Origin of the sequence: Pseudoalteromonas sp. SG45-2, from assembly GCF_014164115.1 — a bacterium.
Classification (GTDB): Bacteria; Pseudomonadota; Gammaproteobacteria; order Enterobacterales; family Alteromonadaceae; genus Pseudoalteromonas; species Pseudoalteromonas distincta.
On the sequence record NZ_JACJEO010000019.1, the window covers coordinates 92642 to 106863 of the forward strand.

Sequence of the window (14222 nt, forward strand, 5' to 3'; positions counted from 1 at the left end):
AAAGCAAATTTAGCTTATTTTGTCGTGATGAAAAAAAGCTAATTTTTAAATACTATAACTATCATATGGTTGAGCTGGTTCATTATGGTTGGTACGTAATATGCTTTTATATTGTTAACCCACTAAAGGGTTTAACTTATATTAAATTTCAAAGGATAAAATTATGCATATACCCCCTTATACCGCTGTAGACGCGGCCATTGCTATAACCGAAAAAACCACCGACGATCATAGTTACGCCGTTGATATGAGAGCTACAGTAATCGATTTACTTTCGCACCCTAAACATAATCAACAGGCGATGACCAAACATGAAACAGATCAGATATTTATTCTTGGCTACAATTAATACTCAAATTAGTATCGCAAATAATTTTTATAATAACTGTTTACACTGAAACCGATTGAATGTAATGATAACTATTATCGTTAACTTGAGTCGGTTTTTTTATGTCTTCAAATTATGCCCAGCATCGTTACCATCAAGAACTCTCTTGTCATTGCTTAAGACCTGGCCTGCATGCACCCATGCTCGTTGCCGATTACATAGAAACCGCCCTTAACGTCGCCAAAAAATTTGAGCAACAACATAATCCCTTGCTTCAAGAGTTTTATCTTAGGCGCACACACCATGAAATTATGAACAAAATGTGCGACCCTCTTATACATAATGCTATTCGTAAACAATGTTTAGAGCAGCTATACAAACCATTATTAGCATTAAAACGGTTTTATAAGGTGCATAACAATACTGCACAATTTTTAATACTTGAGCGTGAAGCTCGTATTCTTAGTCACGAATTCAACCCTTTTTAAGGAGCACACTTATGAGCAACTTTAGAACAGAATCAGACAGCATGGGCGAGCTACAAGTACCTACTGATGCGCTCTATCAGGCGCAAACACAACGAGCAGTTAATAACTTTGCCATTAGTGGCTTATCAATGCCAAAGCAATTTATCACTGCACTGGCTTATATAAAACAAGCCGCTGCGCAAAGTAACTGTGAGCTTGGCCATTTAAGTAAAGACAAAGCAAATGCTATTGAGCAAGCTTGCCAAAGTATTATTGATGGCGAGCATGTTGAGCATTTCCCTGTTGATATTTTTCAAACAGGTTCGGGCACAAGCTCAAATATGAATGCCAACGAAGTTATTGCAACGCTTGCTAGCCGATTAGGCAGTGAAAGCATTCACCCTAATGATGATGTAAACATGGGGCAAAGCTCTAACGATGTAGTCCCTACTGCTATCGCACTCAGTAGCGCAATAAATGTAGTGTATGAATTACTTCCTTCGCTTGAAAACTTATCGCAAAGCCTAGAAAAGAAAAAAGCTGAGATAGGCCATATAGTTAAAACGGGCCGTACGCATTTAATGGATGCAATGCCTGTTACATTTGATCAAACACTAAGTGCATGGCAGTCACAAGTTAACCATGCCGCAGCAGGAATTAGACATAGCTTAGAGCGTGTATGCGAGCTGGCACAAGGCGGTACAGCTGTTGGAACAGGAATAAATGCAGACCCTAAGTTTGCAGCCAAATTTGCAGAAAACCTGAGTGCCAATGTAGGCATTAGATTTACGCCTAGTAGTAACTTTTTTTATAACATCGGCTCACAAGACGCCATAGTAGCGCTTTCGGGGCAATTAAAAGTACTCGCTGTAGCACAAATGAAAATAGCGAACGACCTACGTTGGATGAACTCAGGACCACTTGCGGGCTTAGGCGAAATAGAGCTAGAAGCACTTCAACCAGGCTCGTCTATTATGCCTGGTAAGGTAAATCCGGTAATACCAGAAGCCGCAGCCATGGTAAGCGCACAAGTAATCGGTAACGACGCAACCATTACAGTAGCAGGCCAAGCGGGTAATTTTGAGCTAAACGTTATGCTGCCAGTCATTGCTTATAATATTTTGCAAAGCATAGAATTACTTGCCAATAGCGCACAAGCATTGGGCGATAAAGCCATTGCCAGCTTTAAAGTAAATCAGCCTAATATAGATAAAGCACTCGCTAAAAATCCAATTTTAGTGACTGCGCTCAATCCGGTGATCGGTTATGAAAAAGCAGCAAAAATAGCAAAGCAGGCTTATAAGGAAGCCCGCCCTATTATTGATGTAGCCGAACAAGAAACCGATTTACCACGCAGTGAACTCGAAAAGCTACTTAATCCCACCAAACTAACGCAGGGTGGACTTTAATAAACGATATTTTTCACGGCTTTAATTACTTGATAATATAGTTTTTATTGCCGTAAAAAATGCACCGTGTATGATAGTGATGAATATTTCATCACTATCAAGGTTTGTTATGCGTACCCGATTGTTAGCCATACTTTTACCACTTTGTTTAACTGCATGCTTAGATAAAACGCCAACTGAAACGCAGCAAGTAACAATAACCTCAGAAACTGAAGCGCCACAGAAAGAGCTACAAAAGCTAAAAGAAAACACTCAATTACAAGAAAATACTCAATTACAAGAAAATACAAAAAATAATGTAATTGCTGAAAGCGTTTCAATAGACGATATAAAAACAGCTAAAGCCGAATTAAATACGCTAATTACAGATAAGCAATGTGATACCAGCACCCAATGCAGAATAAGTGCAGTAGGCAGTCGCGCATGTGGTGGGCCAAGCAGCTTTATTGTGTACTCAACAAAATCAGCGTCTGAAAAACAAGTAACAGCCCTTAGCGATAAAATTACTAAGCTTGAAAGTAACTATAATTCACAAAAAGGGATGATGAGCATTTGTCAGCATTTAACAACGCCAAGCACGCAGTGTGTTGAAAATAAATGTGTTAAACTTGAAGGTTCAGCGGTAAGTGCATTTTAAGGATAACGTTATGAGTTGTTTACCATCGGCAATTAAACTATCAATTTTAAGCATTGCTAGCAGCATTTTATTACTAAGTGGTTGTGCTAGTACTGTGACGTCAAATGAGCAAAGTAAAAACTTGTCTGACTTAAACTATGATCTTAGTAACATGGTGAGTAATAACAGCTGCACCGCAAGTTTTCAGTGCAAAGTACTTGAAGTGGGCGCCCGCGCATGCGGCGGACCGAGTAAGTATGCTGTTTATTCAACGCTGAACACATCTCAAGAAGAAGCTGAACAGCTTGCTCAACAAATAACAAAACAAGAAAAAATACAAAATAAAGCACAAGGCTTAAACGATTGTTCACCAGTACTTGAAGTGCAATCGCTGTGTATTAATCACCAATGCCAGTCGTTTGATATAAAATAAAAACGGTCGCGTATAAGCTAATTTCAGCGTTAACCTAAATACGGAATTAACGCTGAAATTACAACAACCAGCACTACGCAAATACCCGCTTTTATAATGTACTTCATGGGCATTGTTTTAAGCACCCAATATGCATAAATAAAGCGTACAAAATAACTCGCCGCAGTACCAAACAACGCAAAAATAAGTAGATAAGCAATTAGAGTAATATTCATAATAATCTAGTGCAACTACTTAGTTTTTTTAGTGTGAGCAATTAGTAAGTCAGCTACTTGTTGTTTTACGGCTCGCTTATCATCACTTGGGACATCAAAGCGACTGGCTAGTTGCGCAATCTCATCATCATTTAAATTAAACGATAAACGTTGACGCGTTTTTTTAGACTTTACATCTAAGCCAAGTATTTTACGGATCATATCTGACGGCGTTAACTCTTGGTCAATAGCTTGCTTTTTTATCAGCTTTTGAACTTCACTGCTTAGATCAAATGCCATTTGTGTGGCACGTACAGCTTGTTCCTGACGCAACCACTTGTCTTTAGCATCACTCACTTAGCATCTCCGGGAAACAAGTCTACAATATCAGACATTGGACGCATGAGCGTTAGCGATACTTCGGTTTCGCCACCATCCCAAATTTCGATATTTAAACCAAAGCCTTCATTATCTGATGCTAAACAAATCATTTCGCATGGTTCACCACCTTCTTGCTCATAGCGAGGCAATGTTTGGTTGCGGTAATCTTTATTATGGAAATAACACACATAAGGCGACTCGCTTTGTTGATAACTTTTAGCTAAAAACTGCATAAAGCGCTCTGGTGTATTTTGCACTGTAATGTGGGTTAACGACTCTTCATCAAAAATACGCGCAAACTCATCAAGGCCAAATATCTCTTCAACTTCGTTGCGCTGAATTTTAATAGAAAAGTTAGCCCACTCTTCGCCGTCATCTTGCTCAATTTGTAAAAATACAACTTGGCCGCTATTTGTCTCAAGTACAAATTCAGTATCGCTGCTGTGCTGATATTGGTAAGTCTGAATATCAGTAACACGTAGTGTTTCACCTTTTAACCATGCCGGATAAGCAAATGAGTCGATAACGCTAAACATGTCGCCTTTTTTTAGCTCGCTCGGATGATTAAGCTGACGCTCTGGCTCTTTTTTAGATTTGAAAAAATTAAACATAGGAAGGCTGCCTTCTAAGCAAAAAAGGTAACTGAGCAAAACTCGGTTACCTTTTTAAAGTATAAACGTAATGGTTAGCTATTTTGCTTCGCTTTGATGCGAGCTAAAATATCAGCGCTTTTTGGACTTGTGTCGCCAATGCCTGCTTCAGCCATTTTTGCTTTTAAGTCATCGCCATTTACGTCTGACTCAAGTTGCTTTGCAGCACCTAGCTGATCGCTACGATCTTGTTGACGCTGTTTAATGCGTTCAAGCGATTGACGAGCCGATGTCATAGACGAGCTGTTTGTATTAAGCGTGCTGTTAACAGCCATTGTTGCTTGCTGTACGCTTTCAGTGGTTTTAACCATTGTAAGCTGGCGCTGATTCTCTTTAATCGATTTTTCAGCATCTTTAACTTGCTGCTTAAGCGCAACAATATGGTTACTAAAACCAGATAATACTTGCTCGTTTTCGGCTTTTTCAGCTTCAAAGTCACCAATTTTTTCTGCAATCTCTAATGCTAACGCTTCGTTGCCCTTTTCAAGAGCTTGGCCTGCATACGCTTCGTGTTCAGCGATTGATGCATCTACAGCGCTAATTTTACGCTTAGTTTGCATTTCTTTAGCCATTACTTCTGTAAGGCTTTTTTTAGCACGGTGAAGTGCATTTTGCGCGTCTGCAATTTCTTGCTCAAAAATACGGATGCCATTTTTGTCTACAATTGCTTCGCCTGCTTCACGAGCGCCGCCACGTACTGCTGTAAATAATTTTTTTAAAATACTCATAATCTTAACTCCACTAACTGGCTATTAATCGTTTAAATACAAGGTCACGGCTTCTAGTGCATCGATAGCGTTATCGGCTAATGTCACTAGTTCGTGGGTAACGTCATCTAATGATGAATTTACCGACAGTGCACCAAAAATCGCGTATTTGTTATCGATTTTAGCAAATGCACTCAGTGGAATTGGCACGTTTAAACGTAGTAATGTTTCGTTTAACTCGTTGCGTAATTCACTCTTAACTTCATCTTCGTCAAACAAGTAGCTAATACATAACAACTGCTCTTGCGTTTGTGTAACAAAAATTGGAAGTTCATCATTTCCATCAACAATGACTTGTAAAACATCTTGCTCGCCTGGGTTGGCAATCAAGAAAGACTCAAAGTTAGCGCCTTCAGTTTCAAAAGAAGCTAATTTTATTGAAAGTTCATTTAATTCCATGTCTCTGCCTTTTGTCGTTTGACATATTATGTCTGAGTTAAGATTCTCATGGTCGACATATTATGTCAACCATGTTTTGTTAGTTTTTATACAATTCGCTTTCTATTTGCCATGCAGTTCGGTAGTAATCATACAGCTGACCAGATCCTAACCTATTGACCTCAATACTTTTAACTTGTTCAAAGTAGTGGTTAGGAAATACAAAGCTTGCCAATAAATATTCTTTACTAATCCACCTTGATGGCACAGGCATAGCCGTCGCATCATTAATACGGCCACTGGCCGACTGACCCATTTTAGTGGCTATAGTCCAGCCCCACTGCCCAAACGAAGGTATGTTTTGCTGATACTGCTCAACATAGCCAAACCCTGCGACTTTAACTGTTTTAGCAATGCTTAAAAACGCTTTTTTAGCGTGGTAAGGTGAAGTTGATTGAACCGCCATTGCGCCATCGGGTGCTAATAACTGACGTACATGATTATAAAAGTAGTCACTGTACATTTTATTTAGATCAGGGTGATTTGGGTCCGGTAAATCAATTAAGATAGTGTCGAACTGCTTAGATTGATCAAGCAGCTTTTCAACTTCTAAAAATGCATCACCCACAATTATGTTGGCTCGCGAGTCTTGCATCGATTTATTGTTTAGCTGTAGTAATCGCTTATTGATGTGCTCTGGGGGCGTAAAGTCACCGTCTTTATGACCAAATAAATTGAGAAGCTGCGCGTCTAAATCTATTAACGTTACTTCACTCACAGGCCATTTTAAAACATCTCTAAGTGCAAGCCCGTCACCACCACCAATTATTAATACACGGTCGTGTCTGTTAGAGGCAAGCATTGCAGGATAAACCAGCATTGAATGATATATTTGCTCATCAATACTTGAGAACTGTAAACGCCCATTTAAATATAAATCGGTAATTGGCTGAGGTTGGTTTTTGCTTAACCTTTCGGTTAAAACTACGTGCTGGTATTTGGTTGCTTGCGAATAAATTACTTTATCTTTGTATAAAACATTACTTAGATTGTTCATCCAGCTACTGCCAAATACTAAAATAAAGCCAAACAATGCCAACAGTACTATATGGCAAACTAAAAGTGCCTTAGCAAAGCGCACATGGGCATGGTAACGCCATAAAAAAGCGAGTCCTGCGATGATATTAAATAACGCCGTCCACGCTGCAGCTTGCATTATAGGCATTGAGAGCATGATACTTACCCAAATGGCTGCACCAATACCAGCACCGATATAATCGGCACCATAAATAGTCCCTGCGTTGTTTTCTAAAAAACGGCCATAAACGTGCTGACGAATGCGCGCTATAAGCGGTATTTCCATACCAATAAATAAACCCAGTATTAAACCAAAAACATAAGGTAGAAAACGTGACCACTCTTGTAGCTTTTGAAATACGTAACCATTAAGTACAACGTCTGGGGGTAAGTTAAAAATGCTCGAAAATAAATGAGGAAGAGAATAACTTACAGCTATTACACCCGCTATCGCTAAAATGCAGCCCATGCCAACCAAAGCAATAATGCTTTCTAGCCAAGCAAAAGCGGTAAATGCATCTTTAAACCAGCGCGCTAAAAAAGCGCCTAAGCCCATTGCTACAATCATAGTACCGATCATGGCGTAAATAGCGCTTTCTACTGAGCCAAGTACACGGCCCGCATAATGAGACAGTAAGTATTCATAAATAAGGCCGCACCCAGCAAGCACGGCCATAACAGTAATTAGTAATATATCGTGCCCAAGTAAGCGAGACTTACTTGGGGGAGTGTTGGTTGATGACACTGATTATGCGCCTAGTAAGGTTGCCATAGTGATACCTACAGCAAATGATACTGCTGCAGAAATAGCTGCTACACCTACATTTTTTTGACGATTAACTTCATCGGAAATATCGCAACCAGATAAAATTATTTTAATTGTCACTAAGTGCAAAATAATAAATGCGACAAGGCTCACTACAGCGCTAATAGCCCAGTATAGTAAACTCGCATTAATGTTATCAGCAGCGTATGGCGCAACACCCGTTGCAGCTGTAATAGCTAATGCACTACCTATTAAAAATCCAGCGTAACGAATACCCACAGCTAAGTTACCATCAACAATTGCTTGTTGTAGGCAGTCGCCACTTTTGTTTGTACGCTTAAATAACTGCACTCGGTACTGGCTAACAAGTAGTAATACAACACTACCTATAATAAAGGCAGCAATTACAATTGGAAGGCCATGCCAGCCATCAGTAGCCACCCATAAAAGTGCTGAGCGAATAACTATTGCAACGCTAACAACATGACCAAAATCAATTATTGAAGCTGTAACGTTACCTTTAACTATTTCGTCGTGCAGGCTTACTTTACGAAGCGCTACTTTATCTTGAAAAAAGTGACCCAACTTAATAAGTACAATTGCTAATGCGCCGTAAGCTAACATTTGCAGTGCTTCTTGTTGCAGTGTTGCAGCAAAAGCACCACTACTTACACCTGTTAATACAATCGCCAGTGCCACTAAACCAGCGGCAAAGCTAATACCAAAAGCAAAGTTATCACGCTCTGTTATTTCATCATTTGCGTGTAAGTTTGAAACCCAGCCTTTTATATATTTAAGGCTTACAAATAATAAAACAATAATTGCAAAATCAATCGCCAATGCTTGTAGCGACCACATAGTTATTCCATTAAATTCATACATATTATTCTAACTCCAACTTTATTCTTTTACTTACCACGGCTCACGCCACGAGAGGTTCTGCTACCGCTATCACGCACCGATCCTGAGCTATTGCTATAACTGCTCGAACGAGAATAACTACTGCGGCTTTTTGGTGGCGTATAACTACTACGGCTTAAACCGGATGCACCTGTTTTTTTACTCGCATAAGGGCTTGTAAACTGCTTACCTTGGCGTTGGTATGTTTGGCGCGTGCGTGTTTCTAGCGCGCTTTGGGTTTTAATTTGTTTAGGGCTTGAATAACGCGAACGGCCATAGTCATTGTAATAACTATACTTTCGGCGTTTGCTCCAACTTCCATATTCAACACGGTCAAATACATCGCCTAAAATACGGTACATGCCGTACCATTGCCAAAAGCTAATACCATTACTATTTGTTTGCCAGTTACCATAGTTAGGGTTACCTACCATTTGGTTACCAACACCCTCACCTTCAGCTTGCTTACTAATTGCGCCTACACGCGCTAAAGTGCCTTTGGACATATCAGCTAGCATATTAATAGGATCGGTTAACGCATCAGAAAATAGCGTAGGTTTAGACGCATCACGCAACAAATCAATACTATGCAACGTATCTTCGTAAGGAGGAATTAAGTAAGTTCCTTTAATATCTTTAAGTCGCTGTGTTAAACCACTATAAAGTGCGCCTCGGCGCGTTGCATCAAGGGTAATTACATCAACAACTTTTGTAAGCTCTGGCTGTTGTTTTTTAAGGAGCTCGCCATATTCTTTAAGTAATACAGCATTGCGCACATTCCCATTATCAAGCGCAGTACCAAGCTGTGACAGCTCTGTATCTGCTTTTTTAATAGACTCTTGAATTGTTTGTTGCAGCTGCTCTTCTTTAGATTGACAACCCATAAGCACTGCGAACAAACAAAACAGGCTTATAAGTTTCCAAGCTTTAATATTCGACATTCATGTCACCTGATTTACTAAATTAACTTAGGTAGTTTTACACAGGTCACTTATTAAACCAAGAATGAAATTGCAACAAAGTAAGTCAGTACAAAATTAAATAAACAGCTATATTTAGTATATGAATTTAAAAGCATTCTCAATGTTAAGCTTTTAGTGCTACAAAGGGCGTAGTAAGTAACTTTTTTGTAATTATGGATTGCCTGATTACACAATAATAACTAAAACATAATTAAATGATGGTTAAGGGTTAGATTTGATGCTTCATAGTATTCGATATAAATTTATTATAATAACAACGGTTTTAATTATATTTAGCGCAAATTTAGTTTTTTTCCTCGCAATTAATGAACACGAAGATTTATATCGCCAATCTGTTAAACAAAACTTAGATGCAATGTCTTCAAATATTTCCGATAGCTTATTACGTGTTATGTCTGAGCAAGTTGATTTGTTCTCTATAACCACCGAATTGCTCGGTTTTGATCGATATGAACACATTAAGTTTGTTAATGTATTTGACGCTGACTGGCAATTAATCCAATCGTATGTCCACCCTAACTATTTAGAGCTTGAGAGCTTTAAGCCTGAGCTTATAAGTATTCAACCAAAAAATTTACCTTATGCGGTTACAATAACCAATGAAGGACTAGTGGCCTTAAAGGCAATTGGGGAGGAGCAGTTTCCTATTGGATATTTGCTCATTGTGCAAGACTTTAAAAAGCCACTGAATGAAAGTAAAATTAGCCTTTTTTATAGTGCAGCTCCATTTGTTGTTTTAATTATTGCACTCACCATTATTATTTCATTTTGGATATATCAGCGTTTATTAAGCCCACTTTTAGCGCTCTCGAAGTTCACACAGAAAGTTGAAAAATCAACAAATTATAAGCTTCAATACCAAGTCACTGGTCATGATGAAGTATCTCAACTTGGTAACGACATTAATGCATTACTACAAACAATTGACTCCCAAGTTCAAACCAATCATAAACATACCGCACAACTTTTAGTACAAACGCATTCAATGGAGCGCCTCGCCAACTACGATATATTAACAGGTTTACCTAATCGCATGTTTTTTATGGACCTACTCAAACTCGAGCTGGCTAGTAGTAAAAGTAACGATCAAGACGTTGCGATTATGTTCTTTGATGTTGATAGTTTTAAAGGCGTTAACGACACCCTAGGCCATGAAACCGGAGATATGCTTTTACAAGCTGTGGCTAAAAAAGTGAAAAGTTATCTGCGTAGTAACGACATAATTGCACGCTTAGGCGGTGATGAGTTTTTAATTATGCTACCTAATATCACTGAGCAATCTATTGTTATAGATATTGCCGAAAGTATCATTGAGGGTATGAAAGAGCCATTCACTATAAATGAGTGGGACGTACCAGCGGGTATTAGTATTGGTATTGCAAGTGCCAAAGAAGCTGAATTTGATATAAATACATTTATCAGTAATGCCGATATTGCAATGTACACATCAAAAGAAAAAGGCAAAGGCGCATATACAATATTCCACCATAAAATGCTTGAAGATAACAAACGAAAAGCGCAAGTCGCTAACTTAATATCTCACGCAATAGCGCAAAATGAATTTGAGTTATTTTATCAGCTTAAAATGTCGAATACAGGCGAAGCTCAAGGCTTAGAAGCCTTAATAAGATGGCAAAGCAAAGAGCTAGGCTTTGTTTCTCCTAGTGAGTTTATACCTATAGCGGAACAAGCAGGTAAAATAAAAGCGATTACTCAATGGGTGATCACACAAGTATTTAAAGATATGCAAATGCTAAAACAACTTATGGGGAATAATGTACTCGTCTCCATGAATCTTTCAAGCCATGACTTAAAAGATCATAACTTCATTCATACTGTAAAAAGTAAACTACTTGAACATAGCGTCGATATTTCAAATATTCAGTTTGAAATAACAGAATCAAGCTATTTAGAAAATTTTGAAAACGCGAATCAATTTTTTAATCAAGTTAAAGTTATGGGAGGCTCAATTGCATTAGATGACTTTGGCACAGGTTACTCTTCATTGAGTTACCTTACTAAAATTGAAATTGATACATTAAAAATAGATCGAATGTTTGTAAATCAATATGCAAGCTCAGCAAAAGACACTGCAGTATTACAAGCAATACTCGATTTAGGCCAACGCCTTGGTTTAAAAATATGTAGCGAAGGAATTGAAACAACCGACCAAGCTAACTACCTAGTATCAAATGGTAGTGATGAAATGCAGGGCTATTACTTTGCAAAACCAGTGTGCATTGCACAACTACCACACGCAATTGAACGAGCGAAAATATTATTTAAAGAACTAACAATAACTTCAAAATAACTCAGTGCAATTGATTTTTTACTAAGCAAACGGCTTACTTTTAATTTAGTGCAATTATGGTGAGCTCTTTAGGTATAGTAATTCCTGCTGGAAGGTAAGCTACTGAGTCTTCAACGGTTAGTAAGTACTCTATAACCTCTTCTGTAGACTCAAATTCAACAGGGGGCTTGCTGCGCCCCGTGAATCGCATTTGGGCCCAATAAGCTTGTATTCTAGACTCAGTAAGACCTACCATCCTAGTGTTAAAATTTATTCTAAGCGGATTGCCGACAAATAGGTTAACTGCTTTAAATTGTCTGCTCATAGCTCCGCCCATATAAATATGGCGAATTTGTTGCTTACTAAAAGATAAGTTTTTATCTGTGGTATTTACTACAATAATGACGTTCGAGGGGTTTGTATTTTCTGCATAAACTGAAATGCTAAAACCAAATAGGCTACTAGCGACTACAAAGAGCATCATTATTTTTTTAATGTTATTAATAGGTTTAAAAAATATCATTAAAACACCCAATCCAAACCAATAAGATAAAGATTAGTTTTTTTATCAAAATCAGAGTCATCAGGAGTAACAAAAAACGAGTCTTTTACATCGTCGCCTTCTAGGGTTGAAAACTCAGCTTTTAAGGCAAGGTTTGGCAACACATCCCAGCGTACACCAACCGTCCAACTCTTAATTGAGTCAGGCGTAGATTCATCAAAAATACGATTGTACCCATATGCAAGTTGATCTAAGTCGCTATTAATACCTAACGGAATTTCATTTTCAGCAGAACGAGTTTCTACGTCGCTATCTGCAAATGTTAAGTGGTAAGTAAAAGGAGCATGATTAACACCGGCAGTTAAATAATAGCTTTGAATTATAGGCACTATCCCTAAATCAGTTTTAATGCGGACCCATTCACCTCTAAAAAAATAATCTAAATTGTCGTAAATTACGCCAAATTGATTTGCATGTGCTCTACCTTTTGTTTTTACCGAGCTGGCGCTTTTTGTAAAATTAAGGCTATTAAGCACATTTTCTAGCTGTCTTATCTCATCAATATCAAGCTTGATATTCCCATTATAACGGGAAACTCTAAATTCTAAGTTTTCAATATTAATCTTACCAATGAACCCTAAAAGATTATCAACTTCAAAGCCCGTCCTTAAGGCGCCAATCCCTATATCACCCGACTCTTCACCATAGTAACCTTCAAAGCTCAAATCAAAGTTTTCTGCACCAAATTTATAAACAGCATCTATGCCATTAAACGTTTTAAATAAATAAGTATCATAAACTTGTTGAGGTGGATTGATCCATGGGTACGCAAAACCAACATCCGAAAAGTCACTCATGGTAAAAAAAGGTGTGCGTAACTTTCCGAGTTTTATTTGAATATTATCTGTCGGTCTATATGTTAAATATAACCACTCTAACCCTGAGTTATCGGAAGCTGTTGTGTTATTGCTTCTTAACAAAAATTGAGCTGTTGCAGACCACTTATCATCAAACTGATACTCGCCTTGGAATCCAATTAAACTAGATGGAGAAAATTTAAGACTGTCTTCATATCCCTTAAACTCGACATTTTTTTCGTCTAAGTAACCACCAATAACTCGAGCATAACCAGAAAATTCTAACTCATTAGAAAAAGCTGAAAAATGAGTAAGCATAGTGGTAAAAAGTAAGCACCAAGATATTTTATATCGCATCAGAGAAAATTAAATCCTTTGTTGAATTATGCAAAGTACAATGAAGATTAATTATGCTAACAAGGAAATAATTCACCAGTTCGGATAATCAATTATTTAATTATTTTAAGTAGCGCTCTTTACCGCGACCTAGGATTAATGATTATAGTCAATGAATTACATGTTGGCACAATATATGTGCTCTATAAGAGTATTAAGTACCTAGGTAACACTGTTTTTACCTCAATCCCATTCAGTATTATCGAGATAGAGCTTAACTATATTTATATAGATACTTTTCAACTAAGTAGGGGATCAAACTGATTCTTAATTTATCTCGTTCACCAAGATTGAGTGCTTAACATAAGTGCTTGGTAGGATGTAAATTAGCTAAATTATAATGCGATATGTGAGTAATTCACCACATTTTACTTTTTACAATTTGAAGCCTGATGATGTCGTAGTGCCCACAGCGGTAGAAAGTCACATAGCAAATGCTACACTATCTTAGTGTCGCGATATGAGTGTGTATTAATTGCGCGTATTTCACTTTTCTGCAGACGTAAAAAAGCCCGACTATTTCTAGTCGGGCTCTCTACAATTTGAAGCCTGGTAATGTCCTACTTTCACATAGCAAATGCTACACTATCGTTGGCCGGGGCTCGCCTTCGAGCTGTTTGGTTTCACTACTGAGTTCGGCATGGGCTCTTGGCTATTTACTAAATCCCAGAAAGCAAAAAACCCGTCACATTGCTGTAACGGGTCTCTACAATTTGAAGCCTGGTAATGTCCTACTTTCACATAGCAAATGCTACACTATCATCGGCGCTGTTTCGTTTCACTACTGAGTTCGGCATGGAGTCAGGTGGGTCCAAAACGCTATTGTCA

The 14222-nt window shown here is 38.1% G+C and carries 16 protein-coding genes and 1 rRNA gene; 6 read left to right on the top strand and 11 right to left on the bottom strand.

Going from position 1 to position 14222, the window contains the following annotated elements:
* Window positions 1-163 precede the first annotated feature (163 nt).
* The 5 genes from H5116_RS14610 (at window position 164) to H5116_RS14630 (ending at window position 3253) form a co-directional block, all read left to right on the top strand.
* On the top strand, window positions 164-349 hold the full coding sequence (locus H5116_RS14610) for a hypothetical protein (RefSeq protein ID WP_010554833.1): 186 nt from the start codon (window positions 164-166) through the stop codon (window positions 347-349).
* Window positions 350-450: 101 nt separating this feature from the next.
* Window positions 451-816, top strand: a complete 366-nt coding sequence (locus H5116_RS14615; protein WP_223231703.1) for a hypothetical protein — start codon at window positions 451-453, stop codon at window positions 814-816.
* Window positions 817-827: 11 nt separating this feature from the next.
* The gene (locus tag H5116_RS14620; RefSeq protein ID WP_182716508.1) at window positions 828-2204 is read left to right on the top strand and encodes an aspartate ammonia-lyase; all 1377 of its coding nucleotides are present in this window, start codon (window positions 828-830) and stop codon (window positions 2202-2204) included.
* A 109-nt stretch (window positions 2205-2313) separates the two neighbouring features.
* Window positions 2314-2841, top strand: a complete 528-nt coding sequence (locus tag H5116_RS14625; protein WP_182716509.1) for a hypothetical protein — start codon at window positions 2314-2316, stop codon at window positions 2839-2841.
* Window positions 2842-2851: 10 nt separating this feature from the next.
* Window positions 2852-3253, top strand: coding sequence for a hypothetical protein (locus H5116_RS14630; RefSeq protein WP_182716510.1), 402 nt, complete (start codon window positions 2852-2854; stop codon window positions 3251-3253).
* Window positions 3254-3282: 29 nt separating this feature from the next.
* Here the strand turns inward: H5116_RS14630 and H5116_RS14635 are convergent, their stop codons facing one another.
* From H5116_RS14635 to H5116_RS14670, 8 genes are all read right to left on the bottom strand, one after another.
* The gene (locus tag H5116_RS14635) at window positions 3283-3468 is read right to left on the bottom strand and encodes a hypothetical protein (protein ID WP_024597424.1); all 186 of its coding nucleotides are present in this window, start codon (window positions 3466-3468) and stop codon (window positions 3283-3285) included.
* 15 nt (window positions 3469-3483) lie between these two features.
* Window positions 3484-3804: a hypothetical protein gene (locus H5116_RS14640; RefSeq protein ID WP_024597423.1), complete on the bottom strand. Its 321-nt coding sequence runs from the start codon at window positions 3802-3804 to the stop codon at window positions 3484-3486.
* The gene (locus tag H5116_RS14645; RefSeq protein ID WP_024597422.1) at window positions 3801-4439 is read right to left on the bottom strand and encodes a DUF4178 domain-containing protein; all 639 of its coding nucleotides are present in this window, start codon (window positions 4437-4439) and stop codon (window positions 3801-3803) included. The genes H5116_RS14640 and H5116_RS14645 overlap by 4 nt, the downstream gene beginning before the upstream one ends.
* Window positions 4440-4513: 74 nt before the next feature.
* The gene (locus H5116_RS14650; RefSeq protein ID WP_004335088.1) at window positions 4514-5206 is read right to left on the bottom strand and encodes a PspA/IM30 family protein; all 693 of its coding nucleotides are present in this window, start codon (window positions 5204-5206) and stop codon (window positions 4514-4516) included.
* Window positions 5207-5230: 24 nt separating this feature from the next.
* Window positions 5231-5644 (bottom strand): YjfI family protein, encoded by a 414-nt coding sequence (locus H5116_RS14655; RefSeq protein ID WP_004335098.1) that lies wholly within the window; start codon window positions 5642-5644, stop codon window positions 5231-5233.
* A 79-nt stretch (window positions 5645-5723) separates the two neighbouring features.
* A complete protein-coding gene (locus H5116_RS14660) occupies window positions 5724-7445 on the bottom strand; it encodes a polyamine aminopropyltransferase (RefSeq protein ID WP_182716511.1) in 1722 nt (573 codons plus the stop codon).
* A 3-nt stretch (window positions 7446-7448) separates the two neighbouring features.
* On the bottom strand, window positions 7449-8348 hold the full coding sequence (locus tag H5116_RS14665) for a DUF350 domain-containing protein (RefSeq protein WP_024597420.1): 900 nt from the start codon (window positions 8346-8348) through the stop codon (window positions 7449-7451).
* Window positions 8349-8374: 26 nt separating this feature from the next.
* Window positions 8375-9307 carry a hypothetical protein gene (locus H5116_RS14670; protein ID WP_033020991.1) on the bottom strand — a complete coding sequence of 311 codons (933 nt, stop codon included), beginning with the start codon at window positions 9305-9307 and terminating at the stop codon, window positions 8375-8377.
* 259 nt (window positions 9308-9566) lie between these two features.
* Between H5116_RS14670 and H5116_RS14675 the strand changes: the two genes are divergently transcribed.
* On the top strand, window positions 9567-11660 hold the full coding sequence (locus H5116_RS14675; protein ID WP_182712672.1) for a bifunctional diguanylate cyclase/phosphodiesterase: 2094 nt from the start codon (window positions 9567-9569) through the stop codon (window positions 11658-11660).
* Between the two features lie 40 nt (window positions 11661-11700).
* Here the strand turns inward: H5116_RS14675 and H5116_RS14680 are convergent, their stop codons facing one another.
* The 3 genes from H5116_RS14680 to rrf form a co-directional block, all read right to left on the bottom strand.
* On the bottom strand, window positions 11701-12162 hold the full coding sequence (locus tag H5116_RS14680; protein ID WP_024597417.1) for a hypothetical protein: 462 nt from the start codon (window positions 12160-12162) through the stop codon (window positions 11701-11703).
* Window positions 12162-13355, bottom strand: coding sequence for a porin (locus tag H5116_RS14685; protein ID WP_182716512.1), 1194 nt, complete (start codon window positions 13353-13355; stop codon window positions 12162-12164). Before H5116_RS14685 ends, H5116_RS14680 begins: the two co-directional genes overlap by 1 nt.
* A gap of 757 nt (window positions 13356-14112) precedes the next feature.
* Window positions 14113-14222: ribosomal RNA gene (gene rrf / locus H5116_RS14690) — 5S ribosomal RNA — on the bottom strand; the annotation flags it as partial.

Excerpts from the sequence above, each read along its gene's own strand:
- H5116_RS14655 (WP_004335098.1), bottom strand. The coding sequence starts at position 5,644 with ATGGAATTAAATGAACTTTCAATAAAATTAGCTTCTTTTGAAACTGAA.
- H5116_RS14625 (WP_182716509.1), top strand. The coding sequence starts at position 2,314 with ATGCGTACCCGATTGTTAGCCATACTTTTACCACTTTGTTTAACTGCA.
- H5116_RS14630 (WP_182716510.1), top strand. The coding sequence starts at position 2,852 with ATGAGTTGTTTACCATCGGCAATTAAACTATCAATTTTAAGCATTGCT.
- H5116_RS14610 (WP_010554833.1), top strand. The coding sequence starts at position 164 with ATGCATATACCCCCTTATACCGCTGTAGACGCGGCCATTGCTATAACC.
- H5116_RS14645 (WP_024597422.1), bottom strand. The coding sequence starts at position 4,439 with ATGTTTAATTTTTTCAAATCTAAAAAAGAGCCAGAGCGTCAGCTTAAT.
- H5116_RS14635 (WP_024597424.1), bottom strand. The coding sequence starts at position 3,468 with ATGAATATTACTCTAATTGCTTATCTACTTATTTTTGCGTTGTTTGGT.
- H5116_RS14665 (WP_024597420.1), bottom strand. The coding sequence starts at position 8,348 with ATGTATGAATTTAATGGAATAACTATGTGGTCGCTACAAGCATTGGCG.
- H5116_RS14615 (WP_223231703.1), top strand. The coding sequence starts at position 451 with ATGTCTTCAAATTATGCCCAGCATCGTTACCATCAAGAACTCTCTTGT.
- H5116_RS14680 (WP_024597417.1), bottom strand. The coding sequence starts at position 12,162 with ATGATATTTTTTAAACCTATTAATAACATTAAAAAAATAATGATGCTC.
- H5116_RS14620 (WP_182716508.1), top strand. The coding sequence starts at position 828 with ATGAGCAACTTTAGAACAGAATCAGACAGCATGGGCGAGCTACAAGTA.
- H5116_RS14685 (WP_182716512.1), bottom strand. The coding sequence starts at position 13,355 with ATGCGATATAAAATATCTTGGTGCTTACTTTTTACCACTATGCTTACT.
- H5116_RS14670 (WP_033020991.1), bottom strand. The coding sequence starts at position 9,307 with ATGTCGAATATTAAAGCTTGGAAACTTATAAGCCTGTTTTGTTTGTTC.
- H5116_RS14675 (WP_182712672.1), top strand. The coding sequence starts at position 9,567 with ATGCTTCATAGTATTCGATATAAATTTATTATAATAACAACGGTTTTA.
- H5116_RS14650 (WP_004335088.1), bottom strand. The coding sequence starts at position 5,206 with ATGAGTATTTTAAAAAAATTATTTACAGCAGTACGTGGCGGCGCTCGT.